Source organism: Kribbella sp. NBC_00889 (assembly GCF_045207705.1).
Lineage (GTDB): Bacteria > Actinomycetota > Actinomycetes > Propionibacteriales > Kribbellaceae > Kribbella.
In genome coordinates, this window is record NZ_CP108783.1 from 3951277 (window position 1) to 3971210 (window position 19934).

The 19934-nt window shown below is 69.1% G+C and carries 15 protein-coding genes and 1 riboswitch; of the genes, 3 read left to right on the top strand and 12 right to left on the bottom strand.

Going from position 1 to position 19934, the window contains the following annotated elements; all coding sequences use genetic code 11:
- Positions 1 to 50: 50 nt before the first annotated feature.
- The 9 genes from pgsA to OG817_RS19315 all read right to left on the bottom strand — a co-directional run bounded on the left by pgsA (position 51) and on the right by OG817_RS19315 (position 11098).
- Entirely contained in the window at positions 51 to 668 is a 618-nt protein-coding gene (pgsA, locus tag OG817_RS19275; protein WP_406056495.1) for a CDP-diacylglycerol--glycerol-3-phosphate 3-phosphatidyltransferase, read from the bottom strand.
- Positions 665 to 2311 (bottom strand): 30S ribosomal protein S12 methylthiotransferase RimO, encoded by a 1647-nt coding sequence (rimO, locus tag OG817_RS19280; RefSeq protein WP_406056497.1) that lies wholly within the window; start codon positions 2309 to 2311, stop codon positions 665 to 667. Before rimO ends, pgsA begins: the two co-directional genes overlap by 4 nt.
- Before the next feature lie 329 nt (positions 2312 to 2640).
- Positions 2641 to 3390, bottom strand: a complete 750-nt coding sequence (locus OG817_RS19285; protein ID WP_406056499.1) for a helix-turn-helix domain-containing protein — start codon at positions 3388 to 3390, stop codon at positions 2641 to 2643.
- Positions 3391 to 3509: 119 nt separating this feature from the next.
- A complete protein-coding gene (locus OG817_RS19290) occupies positions 3510 to 4076 on the bottom strand; it encodes a hypothetical protein (protein WP_406056501.1) in 567 nt (188 codons plus the stop codon).
- A gap of 1 nt (position 4077) precedes the next feature.
- Positions 4078 to 6708 (bottom strand): DNA translocase FtsK 4TM domain-containing protein, encoded by a 2631-nt coding sequence (locus OG817_RS19295; RefSeq protein WP_406056503.1) that lies wholly within the window; start codon positions 6706 to 6708, stop codon positions 4078 to 4080.
- Positions 6709 to 6781: 73 nt separating this feature from the next.
- A complete protein-coding gene (locus OG817_RS19300) occupies positions 6782 to 7570 on the bottom strand; it encodes a DUF4184 family protein (RefSeq protein WP_406056504.1) in 789 nt (262 codons plus the stop codon).
- A gap of 119 nt (positions 7571 to 7689) precedes the next feature.
- Positions 7690 to 9780 (bottom strand): DUF6351 family protein, encoded by a 2091-nt coding sequence (locus tag OG817_RS19305; RefSeq protein ID WP_406056506.1) that lies wholly within the window; start codon positions 9778 to 9780, stop codon positions 7690 to 7692.
- 71 nt (positions 9781 to 9851) lie between these two features.
- On the bottom strand, positions 9852 to 10376 hold the full coding sequence (locus tag OG817_RS19310; RefSeq protein WP_406056508.1) for a DinB family protein: 525 nt from the start codon (positions 10374 to 10376) through the stop codon (positions 9852 to 9854).
- A 5-nt stretch (positions 10377 to 10381) separates the two neighbouring features.
- Positions 10382 to 11098 carry a hypothetical protein gene (locus tag OG817_RS19315; RefSeq protein ID WP_406056510.1) on the bottom strand — a complete coding sequence of 239 codons (717 nt, stop codon included), beginning with the start codon at positions 11096 to 11098 and terminating at the stop codon, positions 10382 to 10384.
- Between the two features lie 142 nt (positions 11099 to 11240).
- A riboswitch (SAM riboswitch) is annotated at positions 11241 to 11354 on the top strand.
- Between the two features lie 16 nt (positions 11355 to 11370).
- Here OG817_RS19315 and OG817_RS19320 point away from each other — a divergent pair.
- Positions 11371 to 12735, top strand: a complete 1365-nt coding sequence (locus tag OG817_RS19320) for an aminotransferase class V-fold PLP-dependent enzyme (RefSeq protein ID WP_406056512.1) — start codon at positions 11371 to 11373, stop codon at positions 12733 to 12735.
- A gap of 11 nt (positions 12736 to 12746) precedes the next feature.
- Here the strand turns inward: OG817_RS19320 and OG817_RS19325 are convergent, their stop codons facing one another.
- Both OG817_RS19325 and OG817_RS19330 read right to left on the bottom strand, forming a co-directional pair.
- Positions 12747 to 14810 carry a prolyl oligopeptidase family protein gene (locus tag OG817_RS19325; RefSeq protein ID WP_406056514.1) on the bottom strand — a complete coding sequence of 688 codons (2064 nt, stop codon included), beginning with the start codon at positions 14808 to 14810 and terminating at the stop codon, positions 12747 to 12749.
- 150 nt (positions 14811 to 14960) lie between these two features.
- A complete protein-coding gene (locus OG817_RS19330) occupies positions 14961 to 16499 on the bottom strand; it encodes an alkaline phosphatase D family protein (RefSeq protein WP_406056516.1) in 1539 nt (512 codons plus the stop codon).
- 193 nt (positions 16500 to 16692) lie between these two features.
- Here OG817_RS19330 and OG817_RS19335 point away from each other — a divergent pair, with 193 nt between their 5' ends.
- Both OG817_RS19335 and OG817_RS19340 read left to right on the top strand, forming a co-directional pair.
- Positions 16693 to 17760 carry a fatty acid desaturase family protein gene (locus tag OG817_RS19335; protein ID WP_406056518.1) on the top strand — a complete coding sequence of 356 codons (1068 nt, stop codon included), beginning with the start codon at positions 16693 to 16695 and terminating at the stop codon, positions 17758 to 17760.
- A 78-nt stretch (positions 17761 to 17838) separates the two neighbouring features.
- Positions 17839 to 18906, top strand: coding sequence for a fatty acid desaturase family protein (locus OG817_RS19340; RefSeq protein WP_406056520.1), 1068 nt, complete (start codon positions 17839 to 17841; stop codon positions 18904 to 18906).
- Here OG817_RS19340 and OG817_RS19345 read toward each other — a convergent pair.
- Positions 18880 to 19911: a LacI family DNA-binding transcriptional regulator gene (locus OG817_RS19345; RefSeq protein WP_396389618.1), complete on the bottom strand. Its 1032-nt coding sequence runs from the start codon at positions 19909 to 19911 to the stop codon at positions 18880 to 18882. The two genes, OG817_RS19340 and OG817_RS19345, sit on opposite strands and share 27 nt — an antisense overlap.
- Between the last annotated feature and the right edge of the window lie 23 nt (positions 19912 to 19934).

Consider the following 19934-nt stretch of genomic DNA (forward strand, 5'->3'; position numbering starts at 1 on the left):
TCCAGCCACCGCGCAGGCGACACACCGCTCCGGCCGACGACCGCAGGAGGTCATGGGAGGGGACGTTTGGCGGCGTTTCGCAGGCGGATTGCCCGGCCTACGTAGTCGATGCCGGTGACGATCGTCACGATGACGGCTGCGGCCATCACCACCATGGCGGTCCAGTGGAGGACCGCCACCGATTGCCACGGAAGGAGGTAGAGGCCGAGAGCGATCGCCTGGAGTACGGTCTTCAGCTTGCCGCCGCGACTGGCGGGCATCACGCCGTGCCGGATCACCCAGAAGCGGAGGGCCGTGACACCCCACTCGCGGACCATGACGACCACGGTGACCCACCACGGGAGCTCGCCGAGGATGGACAGGCCGATGAAGGCCGCTCCGGTGAGCGCCTTGTCCGCGATCGGGTCGGCGATCTTGCCGAAGTTCGTGACCAGGTTCCACCGGCGGGCGATGTCTCCGTCGAAGCGGTCGGTGACGATCGCGACCACGAACGCGGCGGTCGCGAGCAACCTGTTGCCGTCTTCGGTGCCGCCGTCGCGAAGCAGCAGCCAGACGAAGAGCGGGACCAGCGCGAGCCGCAACACCGTCAGCGCGTTCGGCACGTTCCACGCGCTGGGCGCGTGGAGATGGCCGGCTGCGCGCGGCGCCGGGTTCGGCGGGTTGGTCACGCGGTCAGGTTAGCTGCCCGACGGCCGTCCTGGGGGCTCACGAGTGCCGCGAACTCTGCGATCAGGTCCACACCGTCCGTCCCGACCACCTTCGCCGACACCATGTCCCCGACGTTCACCCCGTCCGGAAGACCGATCACCGTCGTCGAACCGTCCACCTCGGGGCCCTGATGAGCCGCCCGCCCCTCACCCGACCGCCCGTCTGCCCGCTCGGTGTCGGCTTCGGTGTCGGTGGCTGGGTCCGTGCTTGGGTCGACGGACTCGAGGAGGATCTCGAGGAGCTCGCCGACGCGGGCCTCGGCGCGGGCAGAGGTGAGGTCCTCGGCGAGGCGGGTCACGCGGTCGAGGCGCGCGGCGATGGTGTCCTCATCGAGTTTGCCGTCGTACGTCTCGGCCTCGGTGCCGTCCTCGTCGGAGTACCCGAAGACGCCGATCGCGTCGAGTCCGGCGCGGGACAGGAAGTCGCACAGGATGTCGACGTCCTCCTCCGTCTCGCCGGGGAAGCCGACGATCACGTTGCTGCGGATACCTGCCGTCGGCGCCGTGGCGCGCACCTGGGCGATCAGGTCCAGGAAGCGTTCGGCGTCACCGAAACGGCGCATGCGGCGCAGGAGCGGGCCGGAGGCGTGCTGGAAGGAGAGGTCGAAGTACGGGACAACGCCGGGGGTCGACGTCATCGCGGTGATGAGGGTCGGGCGCATCTCCGCGGGTTGCAGGTAGGAGACCCGGACGCGGGCGATCCCCGGGACTTCCGCGATCTCGCTGACCAGGGTCTCGAGCAGGCGGAGGTCGCCGAGGTCCTTGCCGTACGACGTGGAGTTCTCGGAGACCAGGAACAGTTCGCGGACGCCGTTCTCCGCGAGCCACTGGGCCTCGCCGAGCACCTCGGTCGGACGGCGGGAGACGAAGGCGCCGCGGAACATCGGGATCGCGCAGAACGCACAGCGCCGGTCGCACCCGGACGCCAGTTTCAGCGGAGCCATCGGTCCACCGTCCAGCCGGCGACGAACAACCCGCGGACCGCTCGCCGGCGCCGACGCGAGATCCGGCGCGTCGATCGTCAACTCCTCGGGGGCAGTCGTGACGAAGCGCCCCTTGAGAGGTTGAGGTCCGCCGTCAGATTCCACCGACTCGGTGGACCGCACTGGCTTGAGTTCGGCCGGGATGTGGTCGCCGTGGCCGGGGATGGCTACGCCGGTGGTGGCGGCTCGGGCGGAGGGGGCCAGCGGGAGGAGTTTGCGGCGGTCGCGTGGGACGTGGGGCTGGTGCTTGGTGCCGGAGAGGATCGAGCGGAGGCGGTCGGAGATGTCCGCGTAGTCGTCGAAGCTGAGGACTGCGTCGGTCTCGGGAAGCGCGTCGGCGAGTTGTTCGCCGTACCGCTCGGCGAGGCAGCCGACTGCGACGACTGCTTGGGTGCGGCCGGAGTCCTTGTAGTCAGCGGCGGCCAGGAGGGTGTCGACCGAGTCCTTCTTGGCGGCCTCGACGAAGCCACAGGTGTTCACCACCACGGTGTCCGCTTCGGCGGCGTCCTCGACGAGCCGGAAGCCGCCGGCTTCGAGACGGCCGGCGAGTTCCTCGGAGTCGACATCGTTGCGGGCACAGCCCAGCGTGACCAGGGCGACGGTGGTGGGTGGCGTAGTCATCCCCACGAGTATGACTCGCCGCGCAGTCCCCCACCTAACCAGCTATCACCTTCCGTACCGCCTGCACACCACACCGCCCGCGCCAGTTCTGCCGGGCGGAACAGGCACCGAACGAGCGAACGGATCCGACCGCACCTACGACACTCGAGCAGCCCGCGGCAACACCGGAGCACGCGTTGCCCAACCGCGGCAGCTCGCGCCACCAGCGGAGCACGCGGCGCCCAACCGCAGCAGCCCGTGGCAACACGGGCGCACGCGGCGCCGAAGCGCGGCAGCGCCGACTACCGGGTCGACAGGAGTCAGCGGGATGACGCTCGCGGTTGGCGGTGTCAGGACGACTTTTGGATGGTGCCGTCGGGTTTGACGGTGAAGCGGTAGAGGGTGGTTCGCAGGCGCTCGCCGTTCAGGCTCAGGACCAGGTTGGCGGGCACGCCGATGGAGACACGGACGATGCCCTTGTTGGTGACGGTCTGGGTCACGCCGGGACCGACCATCCCCTGGAAGAGGCGCTTGCCCTTGCTGTTCCGCAACGTGACGTACGAGCCGTCGCCCTTCGCGGTCAGCACCAGCTTCACGTGAGTGGCGACCGGCGGCGGCTTGGGGGTGGCCTTCTGCGTCGGCGTGGGAGTCGGCTTCGGCGCCACCGGCGTGGTCACGGCCGGCGTGGGGCTGGCGGTCTTTGACGCGTTGGCCTCGATGTCGCTGGGCAGCGTGAAGAGGCGGACCATGCCCCAGCCCATCAGACCGACCAGGATCGCGCCGACCACAACCGCCCAGCGCGGGCGGGCCGGATGCAGCGAGGGCCGTTTGACCACGGCACGTTCCTCGCGGCGGGACTTCTCCTCCTCGACGGCGTGTTCGGCGTCGAAGGCCGCGAGCAGCGGCACGGGGTCGGCCTTGACCACGCGGGCGATCGACCGAATATGCCCGCGGGCGTAGAAATTCCCACCGCAGCGAGAGAAGTCGTCGGCCTCCATGGCGACGAGCAGCCCGGTTCTGATCCGGGTAGCGGCACTCAGCTGCTCGATCGTCATGTCGGCCCGTACGCGGGCCGCCGTGAGCTCGCTGCCGATGCTCACGTCCCCACCGTCCTCTCCATCGCCCGACTGGTTGCTCGGGCCGTCGACGTCGTCTTCGCCGACGGCTAGGACCCTCGACATCAAGTCAACGGCCTTGGTGCGACGGGGTCACGCCAGACTCAGAGTTGTTCCCTGACCGGACATCTGGCATCCGCCAGCATGTGCAGTGCCTGTACCACTTCCCCGTTCGACGGGCGTGCCGTCAACCCGAACGGTACCGCGAGTGACGAGCCGGTCAACCGCCGATTCGCATCAGTTCTCTTGCGACTGGAATTCGGCATCGCACCAAGGATGGGCCCAGGATCCTGTAAATGAACGGCAATCCGGCCGTCGTCGAGCGGATGGCGGCGCTTCAGCACCGTCACCTGGTCGATGTCCTCCCACCGGGTCCCGATCCATTCGTTGCCGATTCGCAACCGGATCCCGACATCGTCGGCGACCAGCATGTCCCCGACCGTCAACGCCCGCGCGCAGATCACGGCGAGTACGGCGAACGCGGCGGCCGCGATCCAGCGCAGTACGCCGGTCGGGCTGGTGGAGGCGGACGCGGCAAAGCCCACCGCGACCAGGGCCGCGCCGAGCGCCAGTCCCCCGTGCACCTTCTGGGAGGAACGGATGGTGAACGGCACCGGTCTGGGATCCACGTCGAAGCGATCGGTCCGGGGCTGCGCACTTGCGGCGGTCACGTCACTCTCCTCGCAGGGTCGCGATGAAGTCCTCTAGATCGTCCGGCTTGACCAGTACGTCGCGCGCCTTGGACCCCTCGCTCGGTCCCACGACTCCCCGGCTTTCCAGGATGTCCATCAGGCGGCCCGCCTTGGCGAAGCCGACGCGCAACTTACGCTGCAACATCGACGTGGAGCCGAACTGCGTCGACACGATCAGCTCGGCCGCCTGCACGACCAGGTCGAGGTCGTCGCCGATCTCGTCGTCGAGATCCTTGCTCGGCCCGGCCACGGCGGTGACGTCCTCGCGGTACGTCGGCTCCAGCTGGGTCTTGCAGTGCTCGACCACGCCGTGGATCTCGGACTCGGTCACCCACGCGCCCTGGATTCGCATCGGCTTGCTCGCGCCCATCGGCAGGAACAGGCCGTCACCCTGACCGACCAGCTTCTCCGCACCCGGCTGGTCCAGGATGACGCGGCTGTCGGCCAGCGACGAGGTTGCGAACGCCAGCCGGGACGGGACGTTCGCCTTGATCAGACCGGTCACCACATCCACCGACGGCCGCTGAGTCGCGAGCACCAAGTGGATGCCGGCGGCACGGGCCAGCTGGGTGATCCGGACGATCGAGTCCTCGACGTCGCGCGGGGCGACCATCATCAGGTCGGCGAGCTCGTCGACGATCACCAGCAGATACGGGTACGGCGTCAGCACGCGTTCACTGCCAGGCGGTGGCTTCACCTTGCCGCCGCGGACCGCCTTGTTGAAGTCGTCGACGTGCCGGAACCCGAACGCGGCCAGGTCGTCGTACCGCATGTCCATCTCGCGGACGACCCACTGCAGCGCCTCGGCCGCCTTCTTGGCGTTGGTGATGATCGGCGTGATCAGGTGCGGGATGCCCTCGTAGTGGTTCAGCTCGACCCGCTTGGGGTCGACCAGGATCATCCGCACCTCGTCCGGCGTGGCCCGCATCAGGACCGAGGTGATCAGCGAGTTGACGAACACCGACTTGCCCGAGCCGGTCGCACCCGCGACCAAGAGGTGCGGCATCTTCGCCATGTTCGCGACCACGAAGCCGCCCTCGACGTCCTTGCCCAGCCCGGCCACCATCGGGTGGTGGTCGTTGCGGGCGGTCGCCGAGCGGATCACGTCGCCGAGGCTGACGATCTCCTTGTCGGTGTTCGGGATCTCGATGCCGATCGCGGACTTGCCTGGGATCGGCGACAGGATCCGCACATCGGCCGATGCCACCGCGTAAGCGATGTTCTTCGACAGGGCGGTGACCTTCTCGACCTTCACCGCCGAGCCGAGCTCGACCTCGTAGCGGGTCACTGTCGGACCGCGGGTGTAGCCGGTGATCTGCGCGTCGATGCCGAACTGCTCGAACACCTCGGTCAGCCGGTCGACCACCTGGTCGGACGCCTTGGTCCGCGCCTTGTGCACCGAACCCGGCTTGAGCATCTGGCCGTCGGGCAGCGTGTAGGTGATGTCGCCGGACAGGCTGAGCTGCTCCACGCGCTGCGGGATCGGCGTGTGCGGCGGCGGCTCGGGCGGCGCCTCCGGCGTCTTCTTCGCCGAAGCCACAGGGCCCGTGACGGCGGCACCGGCGGAGGCCGCGGCGGCATCCACATCGACGTCGTACGCGTCGTCCTCCGACGGCGGCGCGGCCTTCGCCTTGCGGCCCCGCTTGGAGATCTCCCGTCCCTCGAGCACCGGCGAGTCGTACGGCTTGATCGTCGGCTCCCCGTCCTCGTCGAGGCCGGCAGCCTTGGCCCGGCGCTCCTTGCGGGTCAACCGCACGGTGTCGTCGGTCGAGGCCGCCGCGACGGACGGAGCGTCCTCGGGCAGCGCCGTACGTCCCATCAGTACGTCGAACGCCGCGCGGACGCGGAGCGGGATCGCGTAGACCGGCGTCGCTGTGATCACCAGCGCACCGAAGATCGCGAGCAGGACCAGCAGCGGCGCGGCGACGTACTGCGTGAGCAGGTCCGAGAGCAGTGAGGAGACGACGTACCCGATCGCGCCGCCGGCGTCCTGCAGCGAGGCGTCGGCCGGGTTGCCGGGACGGGGCAGGCCGTTGGCGATGTGGACCAGGCCGAGTACGCCGAGCGAGACGGCGGTCCAGCCGATCACCTGACGTCCGGCCGGACCGTTGCGGTCCGGGTGACGCAGCGTGCGGACCGCGACGAAGAGCAGCAGCAGCGGCACGGCCCAGCCGAGCATGCCGACGCTGCCACCGACGACGGTCCGGATGCCATGACCGACCGCGCCCGGGAGGTTCCACCAGATGGCGGCGGCCACCACGACCGCCAGGCCGATCAGGAACATGCCGGCGCCGTCGCGGCGGTGTTCGGGGTCGAGGTCGCGGGCGCCGTGGCCGATGCCGCGGACCATGCTGCCGAGCAGGTGCGCGATTCCGATCCAGATCTTCACGACACCGCGGCCGAGAGCGATCATGGCGGCCGCGAACGGGCCCGCTCCGCCTTTTTTGGGCGTACTGGTCCGCGCGGCGGAGGATCCACCGCGCTTCGCGCTCTGCCCACGCTTCTGAGCGCCTGACGGACGGGAGCGTCCACCAGCGGCCGAACGAGCCGTACTCGGTCGTTTGGCTGCCGACTTCTGCGCCCGCGCCGGGGAAGACGTGCGGGTCGCCATATCTAGCAGGCTACCCCGATTACCTCTCGAGTCCCACGTGTCACACGCCGATCACGCTGCCCCATCCGTAGCATCACAGCGCCGCCACACGGCGGCGGAGCCGGAAGAGGTGCCAGAGGACGACGTACCAGGCGAGCGCCGCCAGGCACCCGGAGGCGACCCCCGTCAGCATCGACCGGGCGGCCGCCTCGCCGACGAGGTCCGCCCTGCTCAGCTGTACGACGGCCCCGGCCAGGCCGATGAGCACCATCGCGGCCAGTACGACGTACCGGACCCATGACGGGATGTGGTCGTGCGTGGCGACGGGCTGTACGTCGACCCGGCGGTACCAGCGGTAGAGCCAGACGGCGAGGATCAGGCAGCCGCCGACGGTGCTCACGTACTGCAGGATGCGGTTGACGTCCCACGCACCAGTCACCTGCGCCGCGAAGAACGAGTGGTACCGGCGGACGAAGTAGCCGTCGTAGTGGGTGAACGAGTCCCAGAGGACGTGCGTCAGGGCGCCGATCACCGCCGACACGACCGTCCAGAGCAGGACAGCCGTCGAGGGCACGCGCCAGGAGGGGGTGGGCAGGCGAGCAGCCAGACCGGACGGAGCCAGGGCGAGCAGCGGCCGCTTCACCACAACCTGGAAGGCCAGGAGCAGGATCAAAGCCAGGAGCGGGTCCAGCCAGAGGCCTGACGACAGCTTGTGCGTAAGGGTCAGCGTGAAGTTGCCGTTGATCCCTTGCGTGGCGAAGCTGTAGATCGGGTCGAGGTATAAGAGGTCGGGCGCCACCGCACCTGCCACCAGGGCCGACACCACCAGAGGACGTCGGACCAGGGGCAAGATGGCTGCGGGATGCGCGAGGGTGAACGGCACGTCCCGCAGCCTAGTGTCCTGAGTCGGAAGTTCGGCGAGCGATGTCGGTGTTCAGGTGCGTGCCTGGGCGCCGAAAGCGCCGTCGAACTTCCGACTCAGGACACTAAGAAGACCAGAGGTCAGAAGGTGGGCCAGCTTCCAGCCAGCGGCTGCTGGCCGACGCCGGGTGCCTTCCAGTCGCAGACACCGTTGGGGAACGCCTGCCGCAGCGACTCCCTCTGAGCTGGAGCGAACGGCACCTTGTAGTCCGACGGCGTCAGCGGGTGGAGCCGGCACTTGATGACGTCGTTGGCAACGGATGCCCCGGCCACCTGCCGCGGCGCCGGCCACACCGGATACAAGGTGTTGCACCGGGTCGTGCCGATGCCGTTGACCTGCGTCTCGACAATCCTCTCGCCCTGCGGGCTCCAGCAGGCTTCCGCCAATGACGTCGGCTTGTTGCGCAGCAACCGCGCGTGCGACGAGCCGGGCCGGGTGTCAGCGTCCGTGGCGTCCATCCAGTGGTCCAGCGCCGTCAGTGCGTCGGCCAGCACCGGGTTCGTCGTACTGAATCCACCCGGAGCGTCGCCGGCCTGCACCAGCATCACCTGGTTGGCCGCATCACCGTTGGCCTTGCGCAGCCGCTCCCGCAGCGAGAACGAGTGGAAGATCAGGTGGATGTCGCCGTTCGGCAACTCGTCCCAGTACTGCCGGTAGTCGATGATCGGCGTACTCGCCAGTCCCCCGCCACCGTTGATCAGTTGCCCGGTCCGGTACGCCGTACTGATCGCCGCCGGATCCGCAACAGTCCGGGCGGGGACGAAGTTCGCGTCCGTGTCGAAGCCGCCGACCGCCCGGTTCAGGTCAAGGAACTGGTCCGCAGTGATCTTGCCGGAGTTCAGCGCGTCCAGGCCGTACTGGATGCCGACGTTGTCCAGCGGACGTCGCGCCGCGCCGGTGGCCGGATCCTTGCTCCAGACGTTCACCTGGTGGTCGTAGACGTCACAGCGCGCGCCGCCGGGATTCGTCACCGGGTCGTACCGCTGCTCCACCGGAAGTTGCCCAGGGCAATAGACCCGCGGATCGATGCGGCGCCCGGCGCCGGCCAGGTTGGCGATCGTGCCGACCTTGCCGAAGCCCGCCGCGGCCCGCTTCTGCTCGTCGGTCCAGCCCGTCGCGGACTGGAAGTAGTGGTCCAGGAGCAGCGCGTCCGTGATCGTGTGCAGCGTCGCGAACCCGACCTCGGGGAACACGCAGGACGCGACGATGCCATCCAGCAGCCCCGGGTAGTCGTCGGCGATCTGGAACACCTGGTACGACCCACCCGAGCAGCCCCAGCCGACGGTCTGCCTCGGTACGCCGATGGTCTCGGCGATGTGCTCCCGCGTCATCGACATCGTCTCGGCCGCCAGCACCCCGTTGCAGTTGACACCGAACACGTTCAGGCTCGACGACGCGACGGCGTACCCGCGACCGAGCATCAGGTCGTCGTTGATGCCGCCGGTGCCGCTGCCCTGCTGGTACCAGCCGCCCGGGCAGCCGCCGCCGAAGGTGTAGACGAGCCGGCCGTTCCAGCCGGTCGGCGCGTGCCGCACGTCCGGCTCGCCTGCCGCCGGGTCGTGGAGTACGGCGTACTCGTAGATGGACCGGTTGATCACGCCGGTCTCGACGCGGACGATGTACGGCACGGTCCGGCCGTCCGAGGTGGTCGTGGTCGCGAGGTCCGCGGGCCGATCCGAGGGCAGCACCTTCAGCGAGCGGTCGATCGTGGACCGGTACAGATAGTCGACCCGGGTCGGCACCGAGCAGTTCGCATCCGTCGGCGGCCCGAGCTTGACCTTCGCGAGCGTGGTGAAGTCGGCGGTCCCACAGATGTACGGCGTCTCGTGCGGACCAGCGAGCATCGGGCCGGTGCGCGGGTGGTTCGTGACCACCAGCCGCTCGCGGTCGGCCGTGATCGTGTTGCGGCCGTCCACGAGGCCGTCGACCAGGCCGGTCAGGTGATCACCGGTCCGGGCGAAGGCGTCGGTGACATCGCGCCCGTCCAGCCGGACGGTGAGGCGGTCGAGGTCCGGGCCGTAGACCCCGACCAGCACGTTGCCGTCGCTGACCATGTCCGGTCGTGGCGACGAGAGCACCTCCAACCGGACACCCGCGGCGTGCGCGGGCACCGCGAGCAGGCTGGAGAGTACGGCGATCAGGAGCAGAACGAGGGCGGTCGGTCGCTTCATGCGACGAGTCGATCACAGCGCGATGCAGACCGGAAGGTCAAGGCAATCGATTTCCAGATTCGAGTGGACCACTAGGCGCCGGTGGTGCCGTCCAGTTGCTCACGGACGAGGTCGGCGTGACCGCAGTGCCGCGCGTACTCCCCGACGAGATGGATGTAGATCATCCGCAGCGTCGACTCAGTACCGCCGAAGGTGAAGCGATCGTCGAGCGACCGCGTGGCGGCCGCGTCGTCGGACAGCTTCCACTCCGCGATCAGACCGTCGTACGCCGCCTGCGCCTCGGCCGGATCGATCAGTTCGAAGTCGGCGTCCTTGCCCAGCTCGGGCGCGAACAGCGGCTCGGCCGGCGACTCGTCGGCGAAGTGGATGCGGAACCAGATGCGCTCGACCTTGGTCAGGTGCCGGATCAGTCCGAGCAGCGAGAGGTTCGATGGCGGCGACGGGCGCTCGGCCAACTGCTCCGCGGTCAGACCGGCGCACTTGAGCAGCAGCGTGGTGCGGTAGAAGTTCAGATACCCCTGCAGGAGCTCGCGTTCCGGCGCGGTCAGCGAACCGTCGGGCCGGTCTACGTCAGGCGCTGTCCACTCCGTCGTCATGGCCCCTATCCAACACCAGCCTCCAGGTAGCGCAGCCCCTGCTTCATCCATTCGCGCGGATTGGTGTCGAGCCGCTCCGCCCAGGCCGGTTCGGTCTCGCCGCGCAGCCAGGCGTACCGCGCGAGTGCATACCCGTACATGGCCTCGGTCAGGTAGCCGAGCTTGGAGGTCCGGTAGTGGGTATGGGTCCGGTAGAACTCGAAGGACGCGTTCGCGCTGAAGATCCCGAAGCCGACGAAGACCGTGAACAGGTCGGTCAGCGGCTCGCCGTCGCGCCGGTCCGGATCGATCCGGTCCTCGCCGAGAAGCCGCTCGTGGCCGAGCTCGTGGACCATGGTCGCGACCAGAGCCACCGGCCGCTGCGCCTGCTTCATGTCCACCGTCACCACGGTGACGCCGTCGCGCTGACGCCAGTGCGCCGCCGCCCCGGACGACTCGGAGTTCAGCCCCAGGTTCGCGACGAGCTCGTCGGGCTCATCCGGCTCGAGGTCCAGCCGGACTCGGTCCGCCGGCACCTCCACGTGATCGCACAACGTCCGGAACACCGCCCGTACGTCGTCCTCCGAACCGCTGTACCCGGCCGGGAACCACGACTCCTCGGGAACCACCACCGGCCGGCGCAGGAGCTCGTCACCGAACTCGGCGACGAACCAGTCGAGGTTCTCCTCGATCCAGAGTTGCTCCACGCTGCGGACCGGACAGCTCGCCTTCTTCCACCACATCCCCACCACCTCCCGCCCGGTCGGACGCAACAGCCGCGCGAAAGGTTGCGGTCCGGACCGTGTCTCAACATGCGTGCGGCGATCTCACATCGCGAGATCAGGGCTGGCGTCGATCGTGGCCCGTTCGTTACCGTTCTCGGCAGGTCATGAGTGCCAGCGTCAAGCCCCGGCTTGCTGGCCGGCAACCCTCCTCCGCGGTGGGGTGCCCCGGGTGAAGACCGGGCCGTGCGGATACCCCGTTCGGCAAGCGCGGACTTCCTGGGAGCAGCACCATGTCGATCCTCTCCATCCTCGAGCCTGCCAGTACGGCGACCCCGCGGGCGACCGTCGCCCGGCTCGCCACCGGCAGCGTCCCGGCCACCGTCGGCTCGGACCTCCTGGTCCCGCTGGCCGACGGCCGGGTGACGGACTACGCGAACTTCGACCACGGGGCCAGCGCGCCGTGTCTGGAGTCGGTCCGCGCCAGTGTCGAGGCCGCACTGCCGTCGTACGCGTCGGTGCATCGCGGCAACGGCTACGCATCCCGCATCACCACGCAGTGGTACGAGCAGGCCCGCGCCGAGGTGCATGCCTTCGTCGGCGCCCGCGCGGACGACCAGGTGATCTTCACCCGCCAGACCACCGACGCGCTGAACCTGCTCGCACATGTGGTGCCCGCAGACGTGACCGTCATCGTCTTCGAGTCCGAGCACCACGCCGCGCTCCTCCCCTGGCCGGCCGAGCGGACCGTCCGCCTCGCCGCGCCGAGCTCCCCGACCGAGGCCGTGACGGACGTCGCGGACGCGCTCCGGGCCGCGCCCGAAGGCCCGCGGCTGGTCGTGGTCACGGGTGCATCGAACGTCACCGGTGAGATCTTCCCGATCGCGGAGATCGCCGCAGTAGCCAAGGCCCACGGAGCCAGGGTCTGCCTGGACGCCGCCCAGCTCGCGCCGCACCGCGTCGTTGACATCGAGAAGCTGGACGTCGACTGGGTCGCACTGTCCGGCCACAAGCTCTACGCCCCGTACGGCGCCGGTGTGCTCATCGGCCGCGCGGACTGGTTCGACGCCGCCGACCCCTACCTGTACGGCGGCGGCGCCACGACCACAGTCACCGGCGACACCGTGGTCTGGGCTACCGGCCCGGCACGCCATGAGGGCGGCTCCCCCAACGTCATCGGCGCGATCGCACTGGCCTCCGCGTGTGCGGCGATCACCAAGCACCGCGACGCGATCGAGCAGCACGAGCGCAGTCTGCTCGCCCGGCTCCGCACCGGTCTCGCCCAGCTCTCCGGCGTCACGACGTACTCGATCTTCGCTGAGGACACGGACCGCGTCGGCACTGTCTGTTTCACGATCGCCGGGCTGAACTCGACACTCGTGTCGGCGGCACTCAGTGCGGAGTACGGCATCGGAGTGCGCGACGGCAAGTTCTGCGCCCACCCCCTGGTCGGCCACCTGCTCGCCGGCTCCCCCGAGCACGGCACCGCCGTCCGCGCGAGCCTCGGCCTCGGTACGACGCGTGAGCACGTGGACCGCCTCGTCAACGCCGTACGGACGCTTGCCACGAGCGGACCGCGGACGGAGTACGAGGACACCGCCCACGGCTGTCAACCCGTTGAAGACCCGCGCGACCTCCAGGCACCGCCGATCTGGTGAGGACCCGCCTCCTACTGCTCAGGAGTTACGAGACCTACATGGTGAGCAGCGAACGCCAGTAGGTCCGCCCATTCCGACGCGACCATTGCAGCGGGCTTGCCGAAGCCGTGGCCGGTGTTGACCTCGATCCGAGTCAAGATCGGTGCGGCCGAGGACTGGGCATGCTGCAGCGTCGCGATGAACTTGTGACTGTGCAACGGCACGACGCGATCGTCGTGGTCACCGGTGACAACGAGCGTCGGCGGGTACGCCGTACCGTCCCGCAGACTGTGGAGCGGCGAGTAGGCCAGCAGGTCCTCGAACTGCGACGCATCGTCGGGATGCCCGAAGTCGGAGGCCCAGGCGGCTCCCACGGTGAACAGGTGGAAGCGCACCATGTCCATGACACCCACGCCCGGCAGGGCGACCGCGAAGAGGTCGGGGCGTTGCGCCATCACCGCACCGACGAGCAGACCGCCGTTGCTGCGGCCGTGGATCGCCAGCTGCTCCGGAGTGGTCACGCGGGTGTCGCGCAGGTGCTCGGCCACGGCGATGAAGTCGTCGAACACGTTCTGCTTGTTCTTCAGCCGCCCGGCGTCGTGCCAGTCGCTGCCGTACTCACCACCACCGCGCAGGTTGGCGATCACCAGCACTCCGCCGGCCGCGAGCCACGCCGGCCAACCCGGCCGGTAGTCGGCCAGGACCGGGATGCGGAAACCGCCGTACCCCCACATGAGAGTCGGGCGCGGCTGTGAGAAGTCCAGGTCGGAGCGAGTGATCAGGAAGTACGGCACGTCGCGGCCCGGCGCGATCCGGCGAGTCACCATGACCGATGGCGGAGTGAAGCCGCCTCCGCCACGGACCAGCTCTGGCAACGCACGTACAGAGCCCGACTCGGCCGACACGACGTACGACAGTGTGGGATCAGTGGTGGTCGACAGGCCGACGAAGATCTCGTCGTACTCCGGCGACGCGTTGAGACCGACCACTCCCCCGCCCGGTACGTCGACAACGCGAGCACCGGAGCCGTCCAGCGCGTAGAGCGTCAGCACCGGCTGTGCGTCGACAAGTGTGAGGGTCGTCAGGCCGGCCGCCGTACCGCGGACCGCCTGCAGGGTCGCCTCGCCCTCCGGGATCAGATCGGTGAACGTACCGTCCAGCGAGGAGAGCACCACGCGACCGCGAGACGCGTCCCGGTCGGTCCGCAGTAGGAGCTGATCACCGGACATCCGTACGAACGCGATCTCGTCGGTGAACTCGTCCACCACCTTGACCGGATCGCCGAGGCCGTCCGACGTGATCGGGAAGACCCAGAGCCGGGTCGCCGGGTCGGTGCCCTCGGTGATGTGCACGACCAGGTAGCGGTCGTCCTCGGACACCTCGGGCGTGATGAAGTAGCGGTCCTCGTCCGGGAAGCTCAGCACCAGCTCGTCCGACGACTGCGGATCGCCGACCTTGTGCAACATCAGCCGTCCACCGGTCAGCGACTTCGTCTCCGTGCCCTCGCTCCGGCCGGTCGGCGGATAGTGCAGATAGAGGTAGGCCGAACTGTCCGGGAGCCAGGTGGCCTCACAGAACTTCGCCTCCGTGACGACGTCGTCCACCGCGGTGCCGGTGGCGATGTCGAGCAGCCGGAACGTCGTCCAGTCGCTGCCGCTCTCGTTGATGCCGTAGGCGAAGTACTTGCCGTCCGGGCTGACGGTGAAGGAGCCCAGCGAGTCGGTGCCGTCGGCGGACAGCGTGTTCGGGTCGATCAGGACCCGGCCGCCGTCGAGCAGTTCCTCGAGCGACTCCGCGACGTACACGACGTCCTGCGCCTGGGTGCCGTCGTTGCGGCCGGCGAAGTACCAGCCGGCCTTCTTCGCCGGTACGCCGGCCCGCGGCCGGGCCAGGATCGCGGACATCGTGGCCTCGAACCACTCCCGCTCCGGGTACGTCGACAGCTCGGCCTGGGTGAACTCGTTCTGCCGGCGGACCCAGTCCTGGGTCTCGGCGGAGTCCGGGTCCTCCAGCCAGCGGTACGGGTCGGCGATCTGGTGGCCGTGCAGCGTGTCGACGACGTCGTCGCGACGGCTCTCGGGGTAAGCGGCGGTCATGCGATCCAACCTATCCGGCGAGTGCGACTCTCAGCAGAAGCTCGTACGTCGGCCGCGGGTCGACGTCGTCGTGCCGTGAGCGTCGGACCCACCGCCTCCGGTGGGCGGCATCCCGCGCAGGCGCCGGAGGCCGGTGGGTACGACGGGCCCTCAGTGGCGGGCCGGGTTGATGTCCTGGGACCAGAGCACGGTGCCGAACAGGTTGCGCAGGGACGCGGTGAACACGCCGCTGCGCGGGTCGATCGAGACGTGACCGAAGAACTGGTTGCCGCTGGCCGGCGACTGGCTCGGGAAGTCGGCCGCCTTCACGAACTCGACCTTCGGGCCGAACGTCGAGTCCAGTGCGTTCGGGCCGAAAGCGCCCGCGTTGACCGGGCCGGCCACGAGCTCCCAGAACGGGTCGAAGTCGGTGTAGGCCGCGCGGGACGGGTCGTAGTGGTGGGCCGCGGCGTAGTGCACGTCCGCGGTCAGCCAGATCGTGTTGCGGACCTTGCGCCGCTTGAACTGGCTCAGCACCCAGGCGATCTCGTGCTCACGGCCGCCGGGCGCGCCGCTGACGCCGTTCGCGACGGCCTCGATCACCGTGCCGTCCGGAACCAGCAGGCCGAGCGGCATGTCGCTGGCGATCACCTTCCAGGTCGCCTTCGACGCGGCCGCCTCGCGGACCAGCCACGCGGCCTGCTCGGCACCGAGCATCGCGACCGGGCCGACGGTGTCGGGTGTCGGGTTCGCGCCGCGGTACGTCCGCATGTCCAGGCAGAACACGTCGAGCAACGGGCCGTAGCTCACCTTGCGGTAGATCCGGTTCCGGCCGGCCGGGTGCACCATCGGCAGGTATTCGAGGAACGCCTTCCGGGCTCGGGCCGCCAGGACGTCGACCCGCTTCTCGGTGTAGCGGTCGTCGGTGAGGATCTCACCGGGGTACCAGTTGTTCAGCGTCTCGTGGTCGTCCCACTGGCTGACGATCGGAACGTCGGCGTACAGCGCCCGGACGTTGTCGTCGAGCAGGTTGTACTTGTACCGGCCGCGGTACTCGGCCAGCGTCTCGGCGACCTTGGAGACTTCCTCGGTCACCACGTTCTTCCAGACGGTGCCGTCGGCAACCTTCAGCTCGGCCTCGATCGGGCCGTCGGCGTAGATGTTGTCGCCGGAGTGCAGGAAGAAGTCCGGCCGGGTCTGGTGCATGGCTTTGTACGCCGCCATGCCGCCGATCTCCGGGTTGATCCCGTACCCCTGCCCGGCGGTGTCGCCGGTCCACACGAACGACAGTCCGCGGTTGCGGCCCGGCGTACCGAACGACCCCTCGAGGGTTTCGCCGCGGCGACCCCAGGAGTCCTCGAACGCGATCCGGTAGTCGTAGCGCTGGCCCGGGCGCAGGCCCTTCAGCGGCAGCTGGGCGGTGAAGTCGTCGTCGGGTCCGGTGATCGGGCCACGCAACCGGATCGCGGTGTCGAAGCGGCCGTTGCTGGTCAGGTCGACGACCAGCCGGGCGCGGCGGTCGGTCCGGGACCAGACGACGGCGGAGTTCTCGGTGACGTCGCCCGACATGATCCCGGACGGCAGCGCGGGCCGGGCACGACGTACGACGTTGGGGGCCGCGGTAGCCACGCTGGACTGGATTCCGGGGACAGCCAGGGAGGCACCGGCGACGGTGGATGCGGCCAAGAGCTGGCGGCGGCTCAAGTTCATGGCGCCAGCCTCCTCCGCACCGGTGACGACCGGGTGAACCCCGGATGATCAACGCCCGGTCTCACATTGACACCGCCGGTTGCGCCAGGTCCGTGTCCGTGGTTCCGTGGTGGTACCAGCCACAGATACGTGGCGCTGCCCCAGACCCGGTAGCGCATCGCGATCGATGCACTCCCGGAGCGGGGCGTTTCTCATGTCGCAACTCGTCGAGGATGACGACCATCCGCAGCAGCGCTACGCAAGCCTCTATACCGAGCTGTCCCGCACCGTGCGCGAGCTCGGGCTGCTGAAGCGGCGCCACAGCTACTACTGGATCCGGATCGCCCTGGTGACGATCGCGTTCGCGGCCGTCTGGGCCGGAGTCGCCCTGCTCGGCAACTCGTGGCTGGTACTCCTCCTGGCCGGCGGGCTGGCGCTCGTGCTGACCCAGGTCGCGTTCCTCAGCCACGACGGCGCCCATCGGCAGATCTTCGACTCGAACCGATGGAACGACTGGACCACGCGCCTGCTGGCCGCCGTACTGGTCGGGATGAGCTCCGGCTGGTGGCACTCCAAGCACAGCCGCCACCACGCCGCGCCCAACCAGCTCGGCCGCGACCCTGACATCGGCCCAGGAGTCATCGCCTTCACGCCCGAGGTATTTGCCCAGCGCAAGGGTCTGCGCGGCTGGCTGACCCGGCGTCAGGGCTGGCTGTTCTTCCCGCTGCTCACCTTGGAGGGCCTGAGCCTCTACGTCGCCAGCCTGCGCCACCTGCTCCGGCGTACGGCGACCTCGGTAGAGCGCATCGAAGCCGCGATCGTGCTGACCCGGCTGGCCGGGTCGGTGGCGGTGCTGCTGATCCTGCTGCCGGTCGGCAAGGCCGGAGCGTTCTTCGGGCTGCAGCTGGCCGTGTTCGGGATCTGCCTCGGCGGGTCGTTCGCGCCGAATCACAAGGGCATGCCGCTCGTCCCGGCGACGATGAAACTCGACTTCCTCCGCCGCCAGGTGATGATGTCACGCAACATCCGGGGCGGGATGATCGTGGACTTCGCGCTCGGCGGGCTCAACTACCAGATCGAGCATCACCTGTTCCCGAGCATGCCGCGGCCGACGCTGCGCCAGGTCCAGCCGATCGTTCGCGAGTACTGCGACCTGCACGGGGTGAAGTACACCGAGGTCGGACTGTTCACGTCGTACGGGATCGTCGTCGACTACCTGAACAACGTCGGGCTCCGGGCGCGCGATCCGTTCCAGTGCCCGCTGGCCGCGCAGCTGCGCTAGCCGGCACTTTGCCAACCGGACATCGGACCACGCGCTCACCTTCATGGCCGTTTGGCCGCGATGCTGGATGATGCACGAATGCGCACCCAGCAGCGGTACGTCAGCCTCTACACCGACCTCCTGCAGAACGTTCAGGAGCTCGGTCTCCTTCGACGCCGTCAGGGCTACTACCTCACGCGGATCAGTCTGGTCCTGACCGCTTTGCTTGCGGTGGCAGTGGGCGTCGTACTGCTCGGCGACTCGTGGTTCCAGTTGTTGCTGGCCGGCGCGTTGGCACTCGTACTCGTGCAGGTGGCGTTCCTCAGTCACGACGGCGCCCATCGGCAGATCTTCCACTCGGCGGCGCGGAACGACTGGACCGCACGAGTCCTGGCCGGCTGCATCGCGGGGATGAGTGTGACCTGGTGGCGGAACAAGCACAACCGGCACCACGCCGCGCCGAACCAGGTGGACAAGGATCCCGACGTACAGCTCGATGCGATCGCCTTCACGCCGTACGCCGTTGCGAAGCGCGGGCGACTCGGTCAATGGATCGCAGCGCGGCAGGGCTGGCTGTTCTTCCCGCTCCTGACGCTGGAGGGAATCGGCCTGCACTCGTCGAGCGTGCGCCACCTCCTGCGCCGCGACGCGAACCGGCTGGACCGGATCGAGGCCGTGGTCGTGATGTCCAGGATCGCGGGCTACGTGGCCGCGCTGTATCTGCTGCTCCCGATGGGCAAGGCCAGCGCCTTCCTCGGTCTGCAGCTCGCGGTGTTCGGCGTCTGCCTCGGTGCCGCGTTCGCGCCGAACCACAAGGGCATGCCGCTCGTCCCGGCCGGGATGAAGCTCGACTTCCTCCGCCGTCAGGTGCTGATGTCCCGTAATATCCGCGGCGGCACCCTGACCGACTTCGCGCTGGGCGGGCTGAACTACCAGATCGAGCACCACCTGTTCCCGAGCATGCCGCGGCCGACGCTCCGCCAGGTCCAGCCGATCGTCCGCGAGTACTGCGCTCTGCACGGCGTTGCGTACACCGAGGTCGGCCTGTTCGAGTCGTACCGGATCGTCGTCGACTACCTGAACAACGTCGGGCTCAGAGCACGGGACCCGTTCCAGTGCCCGCTGGCGACGGAACTCCGCTCAGCCGGTGGGCGGGATCTCGCCTGAGCCGCGGATCGTCAGCTTCACCGGGACGCGGACCGTGCGGCCCGGCCGGTGCGGCTCGGGCAGGCGCTCGGTCATCAACTGGATCGCGGTCCGCGCCATCACGTCGGCCGACTGCGCCACCGCGGTCAGCCCGGGGCTGAGCAGGTCGCCGAGCGCGAGGTCGTCGAACGACACCAACGCGACCTTGTCCCGCCGGCCGGCCAGTCCACGGAGCACCTCGGCGGTGGTCATGTTGTTTGCCGACAGCAACGCCGTAGCCGGCTCCGCCCGGTCCAGTACGGCGGACAGCGTGATGCCGATGCCCTCCGTGGTGGGCTCGGACAGGTGGACCAGGTCCTCGTCCACGTCGATCCGGTGCCGGGACATCGCGGCCCGGTAGGCGACCACGCGCTCGCGGGCGGTGAAGATCCGCTCGTCGTCACCGAGGTACGCGATCCGCCGGTGCCCCTGCCGGACCAGGTGGTCGATCGCCTGGTCGATGCCGCCGGCATTGTCGGCCAGCACCGCGTCGGCCTCGATCCCGTGCGCCGGCCGGTCGATCGTGACGACCGCCATCCCGGCGTCGACGTGCGGGGCCAGGTAGTCCTGGGTCTCCCCGATCGGCGCCATGATCAGCGCGTCCGGCCGGCGGGCGACGAACTCCAGGCAGACTTCCCGCTCCCGCTCGGGGTCCTCGTCGGTCAGGCCGATCATCACGACCGAACCGCTCGAGCGGGCCCACAGCTCGACGGCGCGGCCGAGCGAGGCGAAGAACGGGTCGCCGATGTCGCGGATGACCACCGCGATCGTCCCGGTCTTGCCGCGGCGCAGCATCCGGGCGCTCTCGTTCGGGGTGTAGTTGAGCTCTTTGATCGCCGCCTGGACCTTCGCGGTCAGCTCGGGGCTGACGTTCGGCTCCTCGTTCACCACCCGGGAGACCGTCTTCAGCGCGACGCCCGCCCGGGCCGCGACCTCCTTCATCGTGGGCCGGCGCTGCCCCGTGCCGTTCACCCCGCTGATGCTCACCCGCCGGCCCACCCTTTCCTGTC

Bases quoted from the DNA above. Each gene is read 5' to 3' on its own strand.
- OG817_RS19305 (WP_406056506.1), bottom strand. From the start codon at position 9,780: ATGAAGCGACCGACCGCCCTCGTTCTGCTCCTGATCGCCGTACTCTCC.
- OG817_RS19330 (WP_406056516.1), bottom strand. From the start codon at position 16,499: ATGAACTTGAGCCGCCGCCAGCTCTTGGCCGCATCCACCGTCGCCGGT.
- OG817_RS19325 (WP_406056514.1), bottom strand. From the start codon at position 14,810: ATGACCGCCGCTTACCCCGAGAGCCGTCGCGACGACGTCGTCGACACG.
- OG817_RS19315 (WP_406056510.1), bottom strand. From the start codon at position 11,098: ATGTGGTGGAAGAAGGCGAGCTGTCCGGTCCGCAGCGTGGAGCAACTC.
- OG817_RS19310 (WP_406056508.1), bottom strand. From the start codon at position 10,376: ATGACGACGGAGTGGACAGCGCCTGACGTAGACCGGCCCGACGGTTCG.
- rimO (WP_406056497.1), bottom strand. From the start codon at position 2,311: ATGACTACGCCACCCACCACCGTCGCCCTGGTCACGCTGGGCTGTGCC.
- OG817_RS19340 (WP_406056520.1), top strand. From the start codon at position 17,839: ATGCGCACCCAGCAGCGGTACGTCAGCCTCTACACCGACCTCCTGCAG.
- OG817_RS19320 (WP_406056512.1), top strand. From the start codon at position 11,371: ATGTCGATCCTCTCCATCCTCGAGCCTGCCAGTACGGCGACCCCGCGG.
- OG817_RS19335 (WP_406056518.1), top strand. From the start codon at position 16,693: ATGTCGCAACTCGTCGAGGATGACGACCATCCGCAGCAGCGCTACGCA.
- OG817_RS19295 (WP_406056503.1), bottom strand. From the start codon at position 6,708: ATGGCGACCCGCACGTCTTCCCCGGCGCGGGCGCAGAAGTCGGCAGCC.